The organism is Oribacterium sp. WCC10, from assembly GCF_900113415.1.
Taxonomy (GTDB): domain Bacteria; phylum Bacillota; class Clostridia; order Lachnospirales; family Lachnospiraceae; genus Oribacterium.
Genome location: NZ_FOPH01000002.1, coordinates 270,798 through 290,255 on the forward strand (window position 1 = coordinate 270,798; position 19,458 = coordinate 290,255).

The following is a 19,458-nucleotide window of genomic DNA, read 5'->3' on the forward strand; positions in this document are numbered from 1 at the left end:
AGCAACCGAAATTACAAGGTAGAGGACTGAATGGATTAGTGGCTGTGTCTTTCGTTTTTTATGGAAACGCTGACTAAAGTGTTTCTTCAGATATATTTTGTATATTGGAACCTTATCGTAAGGCAGGACCTGCGGTTATATTATTTCGCCATGATGTAAATAAACCTATGAATCAAAAGTACCGTTTTAGCGACGAAAAGTTAAGAGAGATAGAAAGTTCGGATGTTGCATATGCCGTTTATCAGGTTGTTGATAAACGGGTAGTGACACTTGCGCTTTCGGGAGGATTCATCGAGATGTTCGAGGTTCCGAAGGAGAAGCTGTATGCCATCATGGATAAGGATATGTTCATCAATGTTCATCCTGATGATCTTGCAAGATGCCAGAATGATGCATATTACTTTGCAATTCATCCTGAAGAGACTTACAGCACAAGCTACCGGATTAAACTTTCGAAAGATGACTATTACGTTATTTTACGCTCTCAGGGCAAGCATAAGACCATGGAGGACGGTACAGATGTCTGTATAGTATGGTACACCAAGTCAGCAGTTTCGGCAGATGAGATAAACTTAAGAGCAAACGTTCAGGAGAAAAGAGAGATAGATCTTCTCCGCAAAGAGAACAGTCTTATCAAGAAGACCTACTATGATGTACTGACAGGTCTTCCGAATATGATACATTTCCTTCAGCTGGCAGATACTGCGCTTATGGATGCGGAAAAAGAAGGCAGAAGCTTTACGATGATGGCATTTGACCTTATCGGGATGAAATATTTCAACAGTAAGTATGGGCTCGATGAAGGAGACCGGCTTCTTTATGCATTTGCAGACATACTGCGCCATCATTTTGGTAATGAAAGCTCATCGAGATTCGGTGAGGATCATTTTTATGCATTTACCACAGAGGAAAACGTTGAGGATGATCTGAATAATGTTTTCACTGAATTAAAATCCGCAAATGACGGGAAAAATCTGCCTGTAAAGGTTGGTATATATAAGTACAGCAAACATGATCTTCCCATAAGTACTATCTGCGATCGGGCCAAGATGGCATCGGATCATGATAACCAGGCTTATGTTTCAAAGTTCGTTTATTTTAACGAAGAAATGCGTATTGCCGTTAACAAGAGAGATTATGTATTGCAGCATCTTGATCAGGCGTTGGAAGAGAAGTGGATACAGGTTTACTATCAGCCTATAATGCGTGCGGTTACAGGTCTTATATGTAATGAAGAAGCATTGGCAAGATGGATCGACCCGAAGCTTGGTATGATTTCTCCGGGAGACTTTATCCCAATCATTGAAGAGGCAAAACTCCTTTATAAACTGGATCTTTATGTGATTGATCAGGTTCTTGAATATATAAAGAAATACCGGGATGGCAGTGTCATACATGTTGTTCCTGTTTCTGTAAATATCTCAAGATATGATTTTGTATACTGTGATATGGTTTCGGAGATTCTCAAGAGAGTTGAGAAGTCGGGGGTTTCTCCTCGTTATCTTGTGATAGAGATAACTGAGAGTGTCATGGAGATGGATCTCAGGTTTATTCTGGAACAGATAAACAGGCTCCAGAAAAACGGATTCAAGGTCTGGATGGATGACTTCGGAAGCGGCTACAGCAGTCTTAATGTTCTTAAGAATTTCGACTTTGATCTTATTAAACTCGATATGAAATTCATGAGGGATTTCGGCAAGAATGTCAAGAATGAAGGCATTGTTAGAAAGATTATCGAAATGGCGGAGCAGCTTGGTGTGGATACACTTGCTGAAGGTGTTGAGACCGAGGAACAGCTTGAGTTCTTGAAAGATATAGGCTGTGATAAGGTGCAGGGATTTTTGTACAGTGCGCCGAATCCGTTGGATGAGATCATAAAGAGAAACAAACTCGGCATAGGACTTCATCGTGAGAATATCGATGAGGCGGAATTCTATGATCTGATAGGTCAGGCGAGTCTCATGGATGCTGAGATAAACGGTGATGCCGGTATGCTGGTATCAGAGACATTTGCAGGTATAGGTATAGGAATCCTTGAGTATGATGGTGCGGAAACCTATCGCCTGATGCGGGCGAATACAGCATATAAGGAATATGTCAGCGCTCTTTATGAGAGAGAAATCAAGGTTACGGACTCGATGAGCTATTCAAAACTGGACAGGGATCGTATTTACGAAAAATCGGTAAAAAGATGTCTTAAGTCAGGTAACTGGGAAACAGCATATGATATAGCATTTACGAATGAATATAAGCTGCATACAAATACAAGGATATTTGCACAGGATAAAGTTACGGGGGCCTATGCGCTGCTTGTGGTCATTACATCCGAGAAGCGTATTGAAGCCGTTGAGAACTATGAATATGCTGTGCCGCCGGTTCAGGATTTAGATCTTCAGACAGAAAGGGCTATGCTTGAACGGAGCAATGTGATGGATAATGCTATCATCCGGATAGCAAAGCATCTCAATACATTTGAAGATTATAATGTATCCATGAACCATGTGCTTATGGAACTTAGCAATGTCATCAGCCCTGACAGAATATGTATCTTTGAAAAGGTTGAAAACAGGGTGACCAATTCCTTTGAGTGGTGCAGAAAGGGCATCATGTCGCAAAAGGAGTTTATAGGGGAGCTTGAATATGAAAAGTACTTCAAAGTATGGGTAGATATGAGTGAGGAAGGCAGAGCTGTGATTATCGATAATATAGCACAGCTTAAACTGGCTGCCAGGGATGTATACTATCAGCTCAGGTGGATGGGGGTAAAGCGCATCATCATGGCGCCTGTTTATTCAAAGGATGAGATCATTGGTTTCATAGGGGCGGAAAACTACAGACTGGATGAAGCGGAGGATACGGAATTCATTCTTTCCTCGGTGTCTGTTTTCCTGTCCTTCAGAATCGCCAACAGTACTCTGGTGCATCGTCTTGTTTATATGGCGGATCATGATTCTCTGACTTCGGCTCACAATCGTAATGCCATGATAAAGAAGGAAGCTGAGTTTTCGGCAGGAGAGGGTTCTGTCGGAATTGTATTTATAGATATTAACGGGCTTAAGGAAACCAATGACAATTTCGGACATGATGAAGGTGATATGCTGATCATCAGAGCAGCAAAGCTGATATCTAAACATTTTGGTATCGAGCATCTGTATCGTGCGGGAGGAGATGAGTTCGTTGTCATGATGCCTGATGTGGATAGATATCAGTTTGAAAGAAAGCAGTATCAGTTCCTACAGGATCTGAATAGTAATGACAAAATCAATATGGCCTCCGGCTTTGTCTGGATACCGGACAGAAAGAACATATCAGAAGGAATAAAGGAAGCCGACAGACTGATGTACGAAGATAAGGCCAAGTATTATATGACACACGACAGAAGACATAAAACTTCATAAATGATTCGACATAGAAAGACAGGGTAGTTCTATTGGAACCACCCTGTCTTTTTAATTTGCTGCATTATAAAAAAATTTTCAAGTCTATAGAGAATATTTTTATCGAAAAATAAATGAAATTTTCATGAAAAAAGTCGGTGTAAGCGCTATCATAGTGTTCAGAAGGAAATTATTTTCAGTATTATTGTTGTTTTTTTTAAAGGAGTAGTATGAAGAATGCAATAGTTGGACAGTCCGGAGGTCCTACCTCAGTTATCAATTCATCACTGGCAGGTGTGTTTGAAGCCGCAAAGAATCGTGGCGCCGGGCATGTATTTGGCATGTGTAACGGTATTGAAGGATTTCTTGATGGCAGATACATTGATATGACTGCTATTTTCAAAAAGAAAATGGATATCGAGCTTTTAAAGCGCACTCCTTCAAGTTATCTGGGAAGTTGTCGTTATAAACTTCCCGAGCTTGATGCAGATGGAGCGAAAGAGATATATGAAGATATATTCAAAAAGCTGTGTGACATGAATATCGGCTATTTCTTCTACATTGGCGGAAATGACTCCATGGATACTATCAACAAGTTGGCGGCCTATGGAGAAAGAGTGGGGAGTGATATAAGATTTGTGGGAGTTCCCAAGACCATTGACAATGATCTCACTGTGACGGACCACACTCCGGGATACGGTTCCGCAGCCAAGTACATCGGCGTTGTAATGAAGGAAATCATCAGGGATGCCACTGTTTACGGCACCAGATATGTGACAATCGTTGAAATCATGGGTAGAAATGCAGGCTGGCTTACTGCTGCAGCAGCCCTTGCAAAGGACAATGACTGCGAAGGCGTGGATATGATTTGTCTTCCTGAGGTTCCTTTTAACGTTGACCGCTTTGTTGAGAAAGTCCGTAGGATGCAGGAGAAGAAGAGCAGTATCGTTATCGCTGTATCCGAGGGTGTTAAGCTCGAAGATGGACGTTATGTTTGTGAACTGTCAGATGATGTGCATGCGGTGGATGCATTTGGACACAAGGCGCTGACCGGAACAGCCAGATTCCTTGCAAATACTGTTGCAAGAGCTATGGATACCAAGACACGCTGTATTGAACTTTCAACATTACAACGCTGCGCTGGTCATCTAACGAGCCGCACTGATATTACTGAGGCATATCAGGTAGGAGGCGCTGCAGTTAAGGCTGCCTTTGAAGGTCATACGGGTGAAATGGTTGCTCTTAAGAGAATATCAAACGCACCGTATCAGTGTACCACAGAGCTGCATCCTATCTCGGAGATAGCTAATCTTGAGAAAAAGGTTCCTCTTGAGTGGGTAAGTGATGATCATACACAGATGAAGCAGGAATTTGTCGATTATGCGTTGCCGCTTATACAGGCTGAACTTACACCGATTTATGTGGGAGGACTTCCACAGCATATCTATATGGGTGAGGAAGCCTAAACAGGCAAAAAGAATGGTTTTATATGATCAGTAAGCTGAATCAAGATTAGAAAAGCCCCTGCATATCTCGCCGGTATGCAGGGGTTTATGATATATAAAGGGTAAAGGGTGAAATTGTTTTAAGGGTATTTATAGAAATGGCGAGAAAAGGGGTAACGATTTATTATGTAAGCGGGAATCAGACAATGAGGTCATGCTGATCCTCGACGGATCCGTAAGTTTTAATCATATAATCTATCATATCGAGATACTTTTTCTGTATGCCCTGTTTTTCTGTTTCAGCCTCGAAGGCAGCAACCTTTTCATTAACAGAATCAAGGACAGCCTTATCAAGCTGCTTTTCGGCGAAAGGATAAACTACAGCATTTTCTTTTTTTATGTGTCTGGTGAGAAGTGTTGCGTAGCCCATGGCAGCTTCAAGGATATCAAGTTTATAAATGGTCTTTTTCTCTTTCTCCCAAAGACTGAGTGCATTTTCGAGGTCAAGGATGTGAGCACGACAGAGCTCGTGCTCTACCAGCATGCCGTGTCGAATGAGATTCTGTCCGATGGCACCCATACGTGACTCCATTTCGTTGAAAAGAAACTTCTCTTCCTTTCCGTGATGGTGATGGTCAGAGTAGTTTCTTGCAAAATCAATGATCTTGCAGAAGTCCTCAGTGACAAGCTCTGAACCGTCAAGTACCTTGCAGCACATACTGCGGACAGCTGTTAAAAACCGGAGGATGTTTTCATGCTCCTCCACCATGATATCTGTACAATACATAGTGTTCTCCTGTGATTGTTGTGTTACTGCCGGTTATGTGAAAAAATCTGCAGGCTCTTTCCGGCTTTTCTATAAGTGTTTCCCTGACCGGATTTTCAATGCGAAGCATCAACTCCCTTTGGAAATCCGTGCCACGACGCTGGAGGCTCTGAGGAAACACTGATATAATCAATGTTTCCTCATTTTAATCCAAGCTGCTGATTAAGGTATGCAGTTACTTCATCAGCATCCTTGCCATGCACAAGTGCAGCGCTTTCAAGAGATTCACTGAGTGAAGCAGGGCAGGATATACATCCCATGCCGATGCTCATAAGTGCAGCTGCCGCACCCTCATAATTGCTTACAATTTCTCCCATTATCATATCTTTTGTAATCATATTTTGCTCCTTTTATCATAAAAATGTTACAGTAGTTATATATTTAATGAAGTTCATACATTCTGTCACCTACAACCTGAAGCCGGTGACCTGAATTTTCAAGCATACCTTCGATGAAAGCCAGTCTCAGCGTATAAAAATCATCTCCGTCTCCGCCATACTTTTTCCAGTATTCGGTGTGAGTATCAGAGACATAAGAAAATGCGATACATTTTTCGGAAGATCCGGTTATGTTCATGGCTCTGTCGCAGGGCATGCCGTCAAGCAGGATGTCATTTATAGCCTGAAAAGCCTCCTGAAGGGTTGATCCTTCACAGATCCTGTTATCAAGTCCGAAGGAATGAACCATATCTTTGATCAAGTCGAATCTTGATCCGTCGCGATGCAATAGTCCGACTATAAGCTCTGCATAACGGTTTTCAACACCCTGTATAAGACTTGAAAGTGAATAATGAATATTTGAAAGATCTATCACCTCTTCGATAGGGGGGAATGTTTCCCTGGTGAAACTTTTCAGTGGTTTTCCATTTATTGCTGTTTCCCAGTTATTGTCTTCTGCTGTATTAATGATCTGTCCTATAAGTTCTTCTCTTGTAAGAACCTTTTTGTACATCCATTGGTGGATAGGACCCAAAACTGCGCTCATTTTTTCTCCTTTTTCATTTGCCATGTCAGAGAATGATGTCTCCGGCATGGCATGTTGTGCTTCGGGTCATTGGTGACTCCGGAACAGTTTTTCTGTGTCTTTTGAACACGCAAGATATTAATGGAATTAATCAAAAAACGATGTTGCGCATGCAACAAAAATGCCATAGAATGGAAACATTATGAAAAAAGAAATAACATATAAGGAAATACCATTATTTTCAAACATCAACGAGATGGATCTCAATCAGCTTTTCATGTGTCTGAGAAGCTACAGGCAAAAGTATAAAAAAGGTGAGAATATCATCATGGAGCAGGATAGCGTTCAGTACATAGGTGTAGTGCTCTCCGGCATGGTGCATATGCTTAAGGATGATATCTGGGGCAATCAGATCATGCTGGGATACATGGAGCCAGGTGACCTCATAGGAGAAAGCTTTGCAGTTCAGAAGGTTTCGGAATCATATGTCAGATTTCAGGCGGTGAAGGACTCGGAGATCATTTTTCTTGCAGCCTCCAGTATCATACATAACTGTCCGAGGCAGTGTGGATTTCACTCTCAGATCACTCAGAACATGTTCCAGCTTATGGGAGAGAAAAATGTTCAGCTTATGGAAAAGATAGAGGTTTCATCAAAAGCATCTCTCAGGGATAAGATACTTGCATATCTTTCCATGCTGTCTCAGAAGCAGCATTCGCGTTATGTGGAATCACCACTCAGCCGAACGGAGCTTGCAGAGTATCTGTGTGCCAATCGTAGTGCCATGACAAGGGAGCTTGGCAGTATGAAGGAGGAAGGGATCCTCGACTATGATAAAAATACCTATAGCCTAAAAAAATAAGACAAAAACAGGATAAGCCATTTAAAAGTGATGCTTTTGAGGCATTACAAAGGGCTTGTACATCCGAAAGTGAAGGATAGTAATGAACAAGAAAACTTTAAAGATAACATACGGTGCCATGATAGTGGCGCTGTTTGCTGTGCTGTTACTCATAAATCGACAGACTGGCGGTATGCTTCAGGGCATACTTATGTATATACTTCCGATACCGATGGTGGCTTACGCTGCCAGATACGGTTGGAAAGCCAGCATTGCAGCCTGGGCGGCATCTGCGTTTATAAGCATTTTCGTCAGCACGCCAACTACCATCATTTATGCAGGCTGTGAAGCATTTGTTGGCATGGTTCTGGGAACCTGCATTTACCATAAGAAAGATATGACCAGATCCCTGCTTCTGATAATGCTTCTGTGCGTGATCAGTGAGCTTGTCAATCTGGTCATAGTTGCGGCAATATCAGGTCAAAGTATGTCGCTCTATGTTGCAGAGATGCAGGCGGGAATGAATGAGTCGATGGAACTTATGAGCAAGTATATGGGAAATAACCCGAATTCAGCAGCCCAGATCGAACTTATGAAGTCTATGATGTCAGATTCCTTTATTCTTAGGATACTACTTGTTTCCATGGCATTTGCAGGAGCTATGCAGGGATTTCTGATTTATGAGGTGAGCCTTCTGATACTCAGACGTCTTCATATAGCTGTGCCGAAACCGAAGCCCATAGCACTTTACACGCCTCCTTCATGGACGGCCTATCTTGGTGTATTGGCCTTCATACTCTATAACTATACATTTGCAAAACCTTTTGAGAATGAAGTGGCTCAGAGTATAGCGCAGGTTATAGGAATAGTTGGTTTCCTCTATCTCCTTTGTTTTGGCGTTATAGCCATGAGTCTTCTGGTGCAGATTTATGTCACAAGGGCGAAGATTCTGGTAGGTCTTATCTCAGTACTGAGTCTCTTTATGATACCGCAGGTGGTTCTTTTCCTTGGTGCGTTTTATGTAGCGGGACAGTTCCACAGATTCCTTCTCAGAAAGCTTGGTTATGAAGTACAGGAATTGCCGGATAAGGGGACGAACTGACACTCACGTCATTATATATGATTTAATCATGCAGATGCCCGATCTTTATGGACGGACATCTGCATTTTTTATATTTAATGTGCCTACTTTGTTTCTATTTCTGTTATAGTATATGTATATAATTCCTGGACGTGAGGGACTATTTCGTTCAAAAGGAGAAACAGAGTATGGATTATAAGGTAATCACAATCAGCCGTAATTATGGAAGTCATGGACATGAACTTGCGCAAAAACTGAGTGAGAGGCTTGGGCTTCCGTATTACGATAGAGATTTTGTCAAGAAGACAGCAGCTGAAAGCGGCATTTCTCAGGAGCTTATAGATGCGGATGGTGAAAAACTCAATATGGGAACCAGATTTCTTGAGATGCTGTCTCCGGCTTCCCTGAATTCCAACCATGATGAGATATTCAAGGCACAGGCAAGGGTGGTGCTGGAACTTTCTCAGGCACCATGTATTATAGTAGGAAGATGTTCCAACTATATTCTCAGAGAGGCAGGTATTCCATCCTTTGATATCTATCTTACCGCAGATAAAGAGTGGCGTATTGAAAATGCCCTGAATCACAAGACTAAGAAGGAGCAGGTTACAGATCAGTACATTATTAAGAAGGATAAGGAGAGAAGCGACTACTATAAAACTTATACCGGACGTGTCATGGGGATGGCGGATGACTATTCCATTTGCCTTGATGTAGGAAAGATCGGAATGGACAAGTGTGTAGATATTATCTGTAATATTTTGAAGTAAATATTAATAAAAGTGTGTTATAATGCCCGTATTCATGCATAAAAATGCAGAATCCGGGTATTTTTGATAATTATGCGTTCAAGAGGAGAAGGCCATGAAAACAAAGATTTACATTGACGGACAAAGTGGAACAACAGGACTTCAGATATATGATCGAATCGGTTCAAGAGAAGATCTTGAACTCCTGCGTATACCGGAGGATAAGCGCCATGATACAGAAGAACGTAAAAAATATCTCAATTCTGCAGATATTGTTTTTCTTTGTCTTCCGGATGATGGAGCCAGAGAGGCTGTTTCGCTCATTGACAATGATAATGTAAGAGTTATTGATGCTTCTACAGCCCACAGAACAAACGATGACTGGGTATATGGTTTTCCTGAGTTTTCCGGAGAACAGCGTGAGGCGATCCGTACCGGTAAAAGGATTGCCAATCCCGGATGTCATGCTACTGGATTTATATCTGTGACGGCACCTCTTGTACGTATGGGCATACTTCCCAAGGATTATCCTGTGACCTGCTATTCCCTTACAGGATATTCGGGAGGCGGCAAGAAAATGATTGCAGATTATGAGGCAGAAGGACGTGACGAACTTCTCAGTGCGCCGGGAATTTACGGACTTTCTCTTAAACATAAGCACATTCCTGAGATGCAGAAGATGACAGGACTGATGTATCCTCCTGTATTCATGCCTGTAGTAGATGACTACTATAAGGGAATGGCAACAACAATCATGCTTCAGAACAGACTTTTAAATGGAATTCCGACTGCAGAAGAAATATGCGGAAAGCTGATGGAATATTATAAAGATGAGTGTTTCGTGAAGGTTGTTCCTTTCGGAGAGAACGACAGTAAGCTCTATGCAAACAGGCTTGCGGGAACCAATGAACTTCAGATAGTTGTGTGCGGCTATGAGGATCAGACAACTGTTACAGCTCTTTTCGATAATCTCGGAAAAGGTGCCAGCGGTGCAGCAGTCCAAAACATGAATATCATGCTGGGACTTCCTGAAGACACCGGACTTTAAGCGGTCCAAAGGTATATGAAAGATTCCTTTTTTTAGGGAAACGCTGATTAAAGCGTTTCCCTGGCCGGATTTTCGATGCGAAGCATCAAATTCCTTTGAAAATCCGTGCCCCGACGCCGGAGGCTCTGAGGAAACACTGATATAATCAGTGTTTCCTCAGAACACTCGAAAGAGTTGGGGAAAAGTGCAGATGTTTTTTTATAACCGGAGTGATTGAACAAAAATTGTGATATCACTTCCGGTTATATTTGCGTGTTCAAATCAATATAAGACATTGAAATAAAATAGTGCGACAATAAAAAGATAACAGGATATAATTAATCTATGATTCTGTATCAGCAGGAAAGTCCGGTGCATTTTTATATCCGGGATATGTGATGCAGATTTATGGAGACTATATTGGTTTTGTCAGCCCTTCGCCATGCGAATAATTATGGCTGACGCGCCTTATTCAGGAGGAAGTAATATGCGCAGTGATTTAGTTAAGCAGGGTATTGAACACACCCCACATCGTTCACTCTTAAAAGCAGACGGACTCACAGACGAGCAGATGAGACGTCCTCTTATCGGTGTTGTCAACTCATTTACAGAAGTGGTTCCGGGACATGAGCATCTTCAGCAGATTTCAAGAGCCGTAAAGGACGGTGTGCTCATGGCAGGAGGTACGCCGCTTGAGTTCAATACCATCGCTGTATGTGACGGCATCGCCATGGGACATGATGGTATGCATTTCTCATTGTCGTCACGTGAGCTTATCACTGATACTATCGAGTGTATGGCTACAGGACACGCTCTTGATGCGCTTGTATTCATTCCTAACTGTGACAAGATTGTTCCGGGCATGCTCCTTGCCGCACTTCGTCTTAACCTTCCTTGTGTATTTGTTTCCGGTGGCCCGATGCTCTCACTTCATCAGCGTGATCTGAATACAGCATTTGAAGCAGTTGGTGCCTACAAGGCAGGTCTCATGGATGAGGCCGGAGTCATGGATGTTGAAAACAGCTGTTGCCCTACATGCGGATCATGTTCCGGTATGTTCACAGCCAATTCCATGAATTCACTTTGTGAGGTTTTGGGAATCGCCCTTCCGGGTAACGGCACAATTCCGGCTGTTTATTCGGAAAGAATCCGTCTTGCCAAGACAGCGGGGATGCAGGTCATGAAAGTTCTTGAGGAGAATATTCGACCGAGAGATCTTATCAAGGCAGAAACCATTGAGAATGCCATCACTGTAGATATGGCTCTCGGCTGCTCAACCAATACAGCACTTCATCTTATGGCGGTTGCTCACGAGGCTGGATTCCCGTTTGACCTTCACAAGATAAACGAGATTTCCGACAGAACACCTAATCTTTGCCACCTTGCCCCTGCTGGACATCATCACATGCAGGATCTCATGGAAGCAGGTGGAATCTATGCGGTTATTCATGAGCTTGACGAGCACGGACTTATTCACAGAGACTGTATGACTGTCCTTGGAAAGACTATCGGTGAAGCTACAAAGGATGCTGTAAACAGAAATCCTGAGGTTATCAGGCCATTCGACAATCCATATCTTAAGGAAGGCGGTCTTGCTGTTCTTTATGGAAATCTGGCTCCTCACGGTTCTATCGTTAAGCGTTCTGCAGTTGCACCTGAGATGATGGTCAATGAGTGTACTGCAAGAGTATTTAATTCAGAGGAAGAAGCTATCGGCGCTATCTACGGCGGGAAAATCAAGTCCGGAGATTGCGTTGTAATCCGTTATGAGGGACCTGCAGGAGGTCCGGGAATGCGAGAGATGCTGAGTCCGACTTCAGCCATAGCAGGTATGAAGCTTGATACCACAGTTGCACTTGTCACTGATGGTCGTTTCTCCGGTGCATCCCGTGGTGCTGCTATCGGCCATGTTTCTCCCGAGGCTCAGGCCGGCGGACCTATCGCTTACGTTAAGGATGGAGATAAGATCAAGATTGATATTCCTAACTATTCCATTGAACTTCTGGTTTCTGATGAGGAGATGGAAGATAGAAAGAAGACAATGCAGATTCGTGAGCAGCGTAATCTTACAGGTTATCTCAGAAAATACGCGAAGCTTGTTCACTCAGCTGATACCGGCGCAATCGTAGAGTGATTTAATAGCTTTCGGGATAATCAGGGAGTGCCGGTTCGGTAGAGTATAAATATAAATCGGAGCCAGAGGGCATCCGTTTTAATGCGTTGAGCGAGGACGTGAAAAAACAAAACAGTCCCTTTAGAATCACTTGGAAAATTTTCCTTAGCTCCCTCGACAAGTCAGAGGTTTCATCAGGAAAACTCTGACATTGTCGAGGACCTAGTGGTTCTTAGGGGACTGTTTCTGATTTTTTCCGCCTTAGCGACCCGTATTAAAACGGGTGTGCACTGGTTATTTTTTGAATATATACTACGGAAGATTTTTGTGAAAGCAACATATATATGTGACATTTAGTAAGGAATGTGTGGTAAAATCAATGAAGATTGTGCAAAATTGATTCTGTGATGGGAGGATGTTTGGAGTGAAGATTCTTGGCGGTATGCCTTTTAGTGAAGAGGACAGAAAGTATCTTGAAAGTAAGGCACGGGGCTGTGAGATTATATATAAAGACAAGGAATTGGTTGTGGAGGAAGATGTTCAGGATATAGACATTATCCTTGGTAATGTTTCTCCAGAAGTTATTGCCAAGGCTCCGAAGCTTAAGTGGCTTCAGACCAATTCTGCAGGAGTAGATGTCTACTGTAAGGACGGGATTCTTCGTGAAGATACATTACTAACCAGTGCATCCGGTGCCTATGATACAACTGTTTCCGAGTGGATGGTATCTGTTTGTTTCATGCTGGCTCGTAAGGAAGATTTGTATATGCGTAATCAGGTGGAGAGATGCTGGAAACATGAGGGTAAAGTGGTATCTATAGAAGATTCGGTAACGCTGGTGCTGGGACTTGGTTCCATAGGGAAGCATTATGCGGGAAAGATGCATGCGCTGGGAAGCTATGTTATCGGAGTTACGAAGCATCAGCATAGTGATAAGCCGGACTTTGTTGATGAACTTACCACCATTGAACACCTTGATGAGCTTCTTCCGAGAGCGGACTATGTTGCCATGGTTCTTCCGGGAACGGAGGAAAATGTTCATATCATAGATACCAAACGTCTTAAGCTTATGAAAGATACGGCATTTCTTATCAATGCGGGCCGCGGTAATGCAGTAGACGGTAAGGCATTGGATGAAGCACTCAGGAACGGAACTATAGGAGGTGCGGCTCTTGATGTTACAGAGCCTGAGCCTCTTCCTGAGAAGGATCCTCTTTGGGATGCGCCGAGATGTATCATTACACCTCATATCGCAGGGCAGTTCTATCTTAAGAAAACCTTTGTGAATATTGTGAAGATAACAGGAGAGAATCTTGAAAAGTATCTGGCCGGAGATATAGCCGGAATGAGAAACAAGGTTGATCATAAAAAGGGATATTGATAGAAGATCGGAACGCAACATACGGTATAACGTCATTGAAAGTATTTTCAATTTGTTTCAATATTATTGAAATTAAAACCGCAAAGTGATATAAGTAAGTCCATGGGACGCAAAGGAGCGGAAAAAGCTCTTTTGCGTCTCTTTTTTTGCGATAAGGCGGTCGCCAACGTGTTAATAGACCATCGGTGATGGGAGATTGTAATACCGTTTAATACGGATTTGTATATCGCAAGTATGCTTGTGGATATTTGGGGAAGGTTTTTGCCGGAGAAAATCACCCCTTGGTTTCAGTAAAATGTGAATATTGCACAAATAAAAGTATGGGACCCCCAACATTGAATGTGCAAAATTCGCAATATATGAAAGAACTTTCTCAATGTATGAGATTGATTGCAAGTAATTTCTTTCAAAACTATACTGATATCATAATTATGATGTAAGGGTTATAGAGCATCATTCCGTTGTATTTACAAAGGAATAATGAATCTGATGTAACTAAAGGAAGGGGGAAATCATGGACGACAAAATCGAACAAGTCCGCGACAATCTGATCGTATCATGTCAGGCCTTGGAGGATGAGCCGTTACATTCTTCATTTATCATGGGGAGAATGGCAAAGGCTGCACAGCAGGGAGGTGCGAAGGGAATCCGTGCCAATACTGTAGAAGATATCACAGAGATCAGGAAAAATGTGGATCTTCCGATCATAGGCATTATCAAAAGAGATTATCCGGATAGTGAGATCTACATCACTCCTACTATGAAAGAAGTTGATGAACTTATGGCAGTGAAACCGGATATCATGGCTCTGGATGCTACCAACCGGAAAAGACCCGGGGATGTGAGCCTTGATGAGTTTTACAGGGAGGTTCGCAGTAAATATCCCGATCAGCTTCTCATGGCGGACTGTTCTTCGATTGATGAAGCACTTCACGCAGACGAACTCGGATTTGATTTTATTGGAACAACCATGGTCGGGTATACCTCATATACCAAAGATGACAGGATCGAGAGCCATACATTTGAGATCATTCGTGAGATCTTAAAGAAAGTAAAGCATCCGGTTATTGCGGAAGGGAACATTGATACACCGGAAAAGGCGAGAGAAGTGTTGGATCTCGGCTGCTTTGCAGTGGTTGTGGGCGGTGCCATCACGAGACCGCAGAATATCACAAAAAAGTTCGTTGCGGCAGTGAACAACAGACCGAAATATTCTGTATAAAGACATTTCGATAAGGCAAAAATTTCAAGGAGATAATAATATGCAAACGTTACAGGTTATTCTGATTTTAGCAGTATTTGTGGCAGGCGTAGCTCTTATGATGACCAAAAAACTTCCTGCCATTCTTGCACTTCCGGTTATGGGAATTCTGATCGCAGCAGTTGCGGGAGTTCCGTTTGTTTCTGCTGACAAAGAAACACAGACCATCACAAACTTTGTTATAACGCAGGGAGCTGCAAAGCTTTCCGGTACTATAGTTGTTACAATTTTCGGTGCAATCTTCGCCCGTGTTATACAGAAAGAAGGCATATCCGATGCAATCATCAGAAAAGCAGCGGAGCTTGCAGGTGATAAGGCTATTGCAATCGCGCTTGCCCTTACTGCAGCCATAGCCATCATCTTTACATCCATGAGCGGAGCAGGCCCTGTGATCATGGTATCACAGATAGCAATACCGCTTATGCTTTCGGCAGGCATCGCGCCGGTTGTTGCAGCAAGCCTTGTGCTTTTCGGACTTAATATCGGTCTTCTGTTCAATGTTTCACAGTATCAGCTCTATGTGGATACCATCGGAATGGACATGGATGTGATAAAGAGCGCATCTCTTGTGATGGGTATAGTTTGTATCATTGTTACAGTGGCCTATATATTTGTGAATGTTAAAAAAGGAGAAACCTCACACTGGGCTATGAAAGCCTCTGACAGCAAAGTTACACCTGTGGCTATGATAATGCCTATATTCCCGGTACTTCTCGTTTTTATTTTCAAGATGGATGCCAATGTTGCTCTCCTGATAGCCATTGTTCTTACTTCACTTATCACAAAGCCTTTGGAAGCGGTTCAGGTTATATCAAGTTCAGTGGTTGAAGGAATCAAGGATATAGCCGGTGTTATCGCACTTATGATGGGTATAGGAATTCTTTTAAACGGTGTTGCGGCACAGGCCACTTCAGCACTTATGCAGCCGGTGATTGCGGCCATACTTCCATCCAACAAGTTTGTCTACATCATTCTCTTTACAATTCTTTCACCGTTGGCACTTTACAGAGGCCCTCTCAATATGTACGGACTTGGAAGCGGACTTGCAAACATCTTTCTTCAGGCAGGAGCATTATCCGCATCAGCAGTTGGTATGGCACTCAGAAGCACCAGCGTTGTACAGTGTGTATCCGATCCTACAAATACCCAGAATGTAATCGTTGCTGATTATGCAAAGGTTGATGTCAATGACATTCTGAAGTCAACATTGCCATATACCATGGTGATGGCACTGGTGATTCTTGTTTATACAGCATTTGTATTATTCTGACATACAGATGAAGAAGTGAGTGAAACGCTGGAAAATGGTGAGCTGCCATCACATGATGTCCTCCGCGGGCTGACGGATGGCCAGTGTTTCTCAGAGTATTTCCGGTAGGCACGTCAGACTGTCTGCCGGGATTTTTAAACGGGATTATGCCGGTTTTTTGAACGATACATTAACATGCAGAGTCACTTTGGGGAGGTAATTTCAGATGGATAATTCAATGGAAAAACAGGTCAAAACCCGTAAAGTCCGAATTGGAATCGACGTAGGCGGAACTTTTACGGATGCAGTAGTTATAGATAACGAAACATACGAAATCATTGCAAAAGAAAAGGTTCCAACGACACATCATGCGGAACACGGGGTGGCTGATGGTATAGTCCAGGTTATAGATAAAGTGCTTACAGGTAATAATATCTCTCCCGATGATGTGATTTTCATAGCACATGGTACAACTCAGGCAACCAATGCTCTTTTGGAGGGAGATGTTGCCAGAGTTGGAATTATAGGAATGGGTACAGGCCTTGAGGCAGAAAGAGCCAAAGGTGAGACCAGAGTCGGTGACATTGAACTTGCAGCCGGGAAATTCCTTCATACCGAACATTGTTTTATAGATTCAAAGGAGCTTTCCGAAGAAAAAGTCAGAGAGGCTGTCCTTGAGCTGAAGAGTAAAGGTTGTGAAGTCATCGTTGCTTCCGAGAGTTATTCCGTGGATGATCCGACAAATGAAAAGCGTGTAATAGAAATAGCCCGTGAGTGCGGAATGCTTGCCACAGGAGGATATGAAATCTCACAGCTTTATGGTTTGAAGGCCAGGACGCGTACCGCGGTTGTCAATGCAGCCCTTATTCCAAAGATGATGGATACGGCTGATATGACGGAGGAGGCGGTTAAAAACTCCGGGATTAAAAAGCCGCTTATGATCATGAGATGTGACGGTGGTGTTATGAGTATAGATGAAGTTCGTAAACGTCCTATACTTACCATGCTGTCGGGACTTGCAGCTGGTGTTGCCGGAGCTCTCATGTATGAAAAAATAACTGACGGTGTATTTCTGGAGTCCGGAGGAACATCCACTGATATTTCAGCCATCAAAGACGGTAAAGTAATGATCAAAAATTCCACCGTCGGCGGACACAAACTGTATCTTACATCTTTGGACGTTCGTACAGTAGGTATCGCCGGGGGAAGCATGATAGTGGTTGAGGACAGAAAGATTACCGATGTGGGCCCTCGTTCTGCTCATATCGCTGATCTTTGCTATGAGGTATTTGCAGAACCGGAGTGCTTTGAGGGGGCAAAAGCAGTTATGATTGCACCCCGTCCGGATGATGAAGCAAAGTATGCGGCCATAGAATGTACTGACGGTAGAAGGTTTTCCCTGACACTTGCAGGAGCTGCAAATATCCTCGGGCTGGTACCGGATTCAGATTATGCGCACGGAAATCGTGATGCAGCTGTAAAGGCATGGGAGGCACTTGCGGAATATACCGGTAAAAGTGTGGAAGAACTATGTGAAAAAGCCATGGATATAGCCATAGGAAAGGTTAATGAGATAGTTAAGTCTCTTGTTAAAGACTATGATTTAAATCCAAATCTTATTTATCTTGTAGGCGGAGGCGGATCGGCATCTGTTGTGACACCATATCTCAGTAAGAAATCAGGTATACGTTTCCGTATAGCGGAAAATGCACCATATATATCGACCATTGGTGTTTCACTTGCCATGGTTCGTGAACAAATAGAGAGAAATGTTGCAAACCCCACAGAGGATGATATCCGAAAGATACGTCATGATGTTATGGAAGTCATCACAAGAGCAGGTGCAGATCCAGCAACGGTAGAGATATCCATAGACGTGGACGGTCAGAAAAACATATTGAGAGCTACCGCAACAGGAGCCACTGAGTTAAGAACCAGGGACAGAAACTCTAAAACTATCAGTGAGGAGCAGCGAGTACAGATTCTCTCGGAAGGATTGAAGACCTCAGACAGTGCCGTGGAGAAATTTGGTGAGGATGGGCGCTGGCACGGTTACTACGTTAATATTGAAAAGAAGAGTTTCTTCGGACTTATGAAGAGCAGAAAAAAAGTGGTCCGCGTGATGGATGATGAAGGTGTTATCAGACTGCAAAAGAATAACGCGAGGGCAATGCTGTTTGAACGAAAGACACTTGGCAGTACATTTCCGGAATTTCTGGACAGCATGACACAGTATAGTGATGCCGGTGCGGTTTTGCCGCGTACATATTTGTTTTTCGGTCAGAAAATGAGTGATCTGAGTGGAGTTCAGACCAGAGAGCAGCTTCTGAATCTTGCAGAGATGGATTTGGAATTTGTGCCGGAGAATGAAAACATTATTGCGGTATGTGCAAAGGATTGAATATGACACGGGGAAAGGCACTGTGCATTGTGGAATCATTATCCCATAAGAACTATATGGAATTGTTGCTTAGTCAGGATAAATACTGCAAATACATCTCAAAAGAACAGTTTCTGAAATATATCGAAGGGGCAATGGAAATCGGAAACTGTAAGGCAGAGGATATTAAATCGGAACAGAAGAATGTCACATTTCGGGATATGCCCGGTATCATGAAATCGGAGCCGGGTATCGAAACGGTAACAGGGCCTGGAGGATATCAGATAGCAGCATACACGGTTTTTCAGGGGAATCACTGTAAAGTGGTACTAAATGAAGATGTGATAGAACTAAAGTTAAAGTGTCTTAAGGATTGGGCAGCGGATGATATATCGAGACAAGGGCTGATAACAGAAATAAACAGCTTTGAAAAGCTGAAAGGTCTCCACCTGGCTCATGAGTACTTCCATTGTATCGAGTATTTAAGGTGTGAAAGGGTTTATGAAAAGCTGGAACCTGCTGAAGTAAAAGTACTTTTCGGCAAAAGCCAAAAGAAAATAAGAACCGTTTCAGAAATCAGTGCCCACAGTTTTGTGAAGTCACTTTTCAGCCTTTCTGTATCTCCTGTTATGTTGGATTACATAACCATGCTTACGACAGGCATGCTGGATCCTGATGAGTTTCAAAAACAACTGGAGAAGATTCGAATAGCAAAGGAATCTGTGTGCTAGAGACAATCAGTGAGTGGCAGACTCTTTTGCCACT

At 42.9% G+C, this 19,458-nt stretch carries 15 protein-coding genes; 12 read left to right on the forward strand and 3 right to left on the reverse strand.

Features of this window, described 5'->3' with window-relative positions:
* Window positions 1–167 precede the first annotated feature (167 nt).
* Window positions 168–3,398, forward strand: coding sequence for an EAL domain-containing protein (locus BM294_RS02510; protein ID WP_091204536.1), 3,231 nt, complete (start codon window positions 168–170; stop codon window positions 3,396–3,398).
* A gap of 209 nt (window positions 3,399–3,607) precedes the next feature.
* The gene (locus BM294_RS02515; RefSeq protein WP_091204537.1) at window positions 3,608–4,843 is read left to right on the forward strand and encodes a 6-phosphofructokinase; all 1,236 of its coding nucleotides are present in this window, start codon (window positions 3,608–3,610) and stop codon (window positions 4,841–4,843) included.
* Between the two features lie 178 nt (window positions 4,844–5,021).
* On the opposite strand, the gene BM294_RS02520 is transcribed toward BM294_RS02515, so the two are convergent.
* The 3 genes from BM294_RS02520 to BM294_RS02535 all read right to left on the reverse strand — a co-directional run bounded on the left by BM294_RS02520 (window position 5,022) and on the right by BM294_RS02535 (window position 6,632).
* Complete coding sequence (locus BM294_RS02520; protein WP_091204539.1) at window positions 5,022–5,609, reverse strand: hemerythrin domain-containing protein; 588 nt, start codon at window positions 5,607–5,609, stop codon at window positions 5,022–5,024.
* A 179-nt stretch (window positions 5,610–5,788) separates the two neighbouring features.
* Window positions 5,789–5,986 carry a DUF1858 domain-containing protein gene (locus BM294_RS02530; RefSeq protein WP_091204542.1) on the reverse strand — a complete coding sequence of 66 codons (198 nt, stop codon included), beginning with the start codon at window positions 5,984–5,986 and terminating at the stop codon, window positions 5,789–5,791.
* Between the two features lie 43 nt (window positions 5,987–6,029).
* Window positions 6,030–6,632 (reverse strand): hypothetical protein, encoded by a 603-nt coding sequence (locus BM294_RS02535; protein WP_139225836.1) that lies wholly within the window; start codon window positions 6,630–6,632, stop codon window positions 6,030–6,032.
* Window positions 6,633–6,813: 181 nt separating this feature from the next.
* On the opposite strand from BM294_RS02535, the gene BM294_RS02540 reads away from it, so the two are divergent.
* The 10 genes from BM294_RS02540 to BM294_RS02585 all read left to right on the forward strand — a co-directional run bounded on the left by BM294_RS02540 (window position 6,814) and on the right by BM294_RS02585 (window position 19,424).
* Window positions 6,814–7,473: a Crp/Fnr family transcriptional regulator gene (locus BM294_RS02540; RefSeq protein WP_175494436.1), complete on the forward strand. Its 660-nt coding sequence runs from the start codon at window positions 6,814–6,816 to the stop codon at window positions 7,471–7,473.
* Between the two features lie 82 nt (window positions 7,474–7,555).
* On the forward strand, window positions 7,556–8,554 hold the full coding sequence (locus tag BM294_RS02545) for a DUF2232 domain-containing protein (RefSeq protein ID WP_091204546.1): 999 nt from the start codon (window positions 7,556–7,558) through the stop codon (window positions 8,552–8,554).
* Between the two features lie 167 nt (window positions 8,555–8,721).
* Window positions 8,722–9,303, forward strand: a complete 582-nt coding sequence (locus BM294_RS02550) for a cytidylate kinase-like family protein (RefSeq protein WP_091204548.1) — start codon at window positions 8,722–8,724, stop codon at window positions 9,301–9,303.
* A gap of 94 nt (window positions 9,304–9,397) precedes the next feature.
* Window positions 9,398–10,330, forward strand: coding sequence for an N-acetyl-gamma-glutamyl-phosphate reductase (gene argC / locus BM294_RS02555; RefSeq protein ID WP_091204550.1), 933 nt, complete (start codon window positions 9,398–9,400; stop codon window positions 10,328–10,330).
* 466 nt (window positions 10,331–10,796) lie between these two features.
* Window positions 10,797–12,443 (forward strand): dihydroxy-acid dehydratase, encoded by a 1,647-nt coding sequence (gene ilvD, locus BM294_RS02560; protein WP_091204552.1) that lies wholly within the window; start codon window positions 10,797–10,799, stop codon window positions 12,441–12,443.
* 403 nt (window positions 12,444–12,846) lie between these two features.
* Complete coding sequence (locus BM294_RS02565) at window positions 12,847–13,803, forward strand: D-2-hydroxyacid dehydrogenase (RefSeq protein WP_207648040.1); 957 nt, start codon at window positions 12,847–12,849, stop codon at window positions 13,801–13,803.
* A gap of 514 nt (window positions 13,804–14,317) precedes the next feature.
* On the forward strand, window positions 14,318–15,025 hold the full coding sequence (locus BM294_RS02570) for an N-acetylmannosamine-6-phosphate 2-epimerase (RefSeq protein WP_091204556.1): 708 nt from the start codon (window positions 14,318–14,320) through the stop codon (window positions 15,023–15,025).
* A 40-nt stretch (window positions 15,026–15,065) separates the two neighbouring features.
* Entirely contained in the window at window positions 15,066–16,334 is a 1,269-nt protein-coding gene (locus BM294_RS02575; RefSeq protein WP_091204558.1) for a transporter, read from the forward strand.
* 205 nt (window positions 16,335–16,539) lie between these two features.
* Entirely contained in the window at window positions 16,540–18,714 is a 2,175-nt protein-coding gene (locus BM294_RS02580; RefSeq protein WP_242944396.1) for a hydantoinase/oxoprolinase family protein, read from the forward strand.
* Window positions 18,715–18,716: 2 nt separating this feature from the next.
* Complete coding sequence (locus tag BM294_RS02585; RefSeq protein WP_139225837.1) at window positions 18,717–19,424, forward strand: hypothetical protein; 708 nt, start codon at window positions 18,717–18,719, stop codon at window positions 19,422–19,424.
* Window positions 19,425–19,458: the final 34 nt, after the last annotated feature.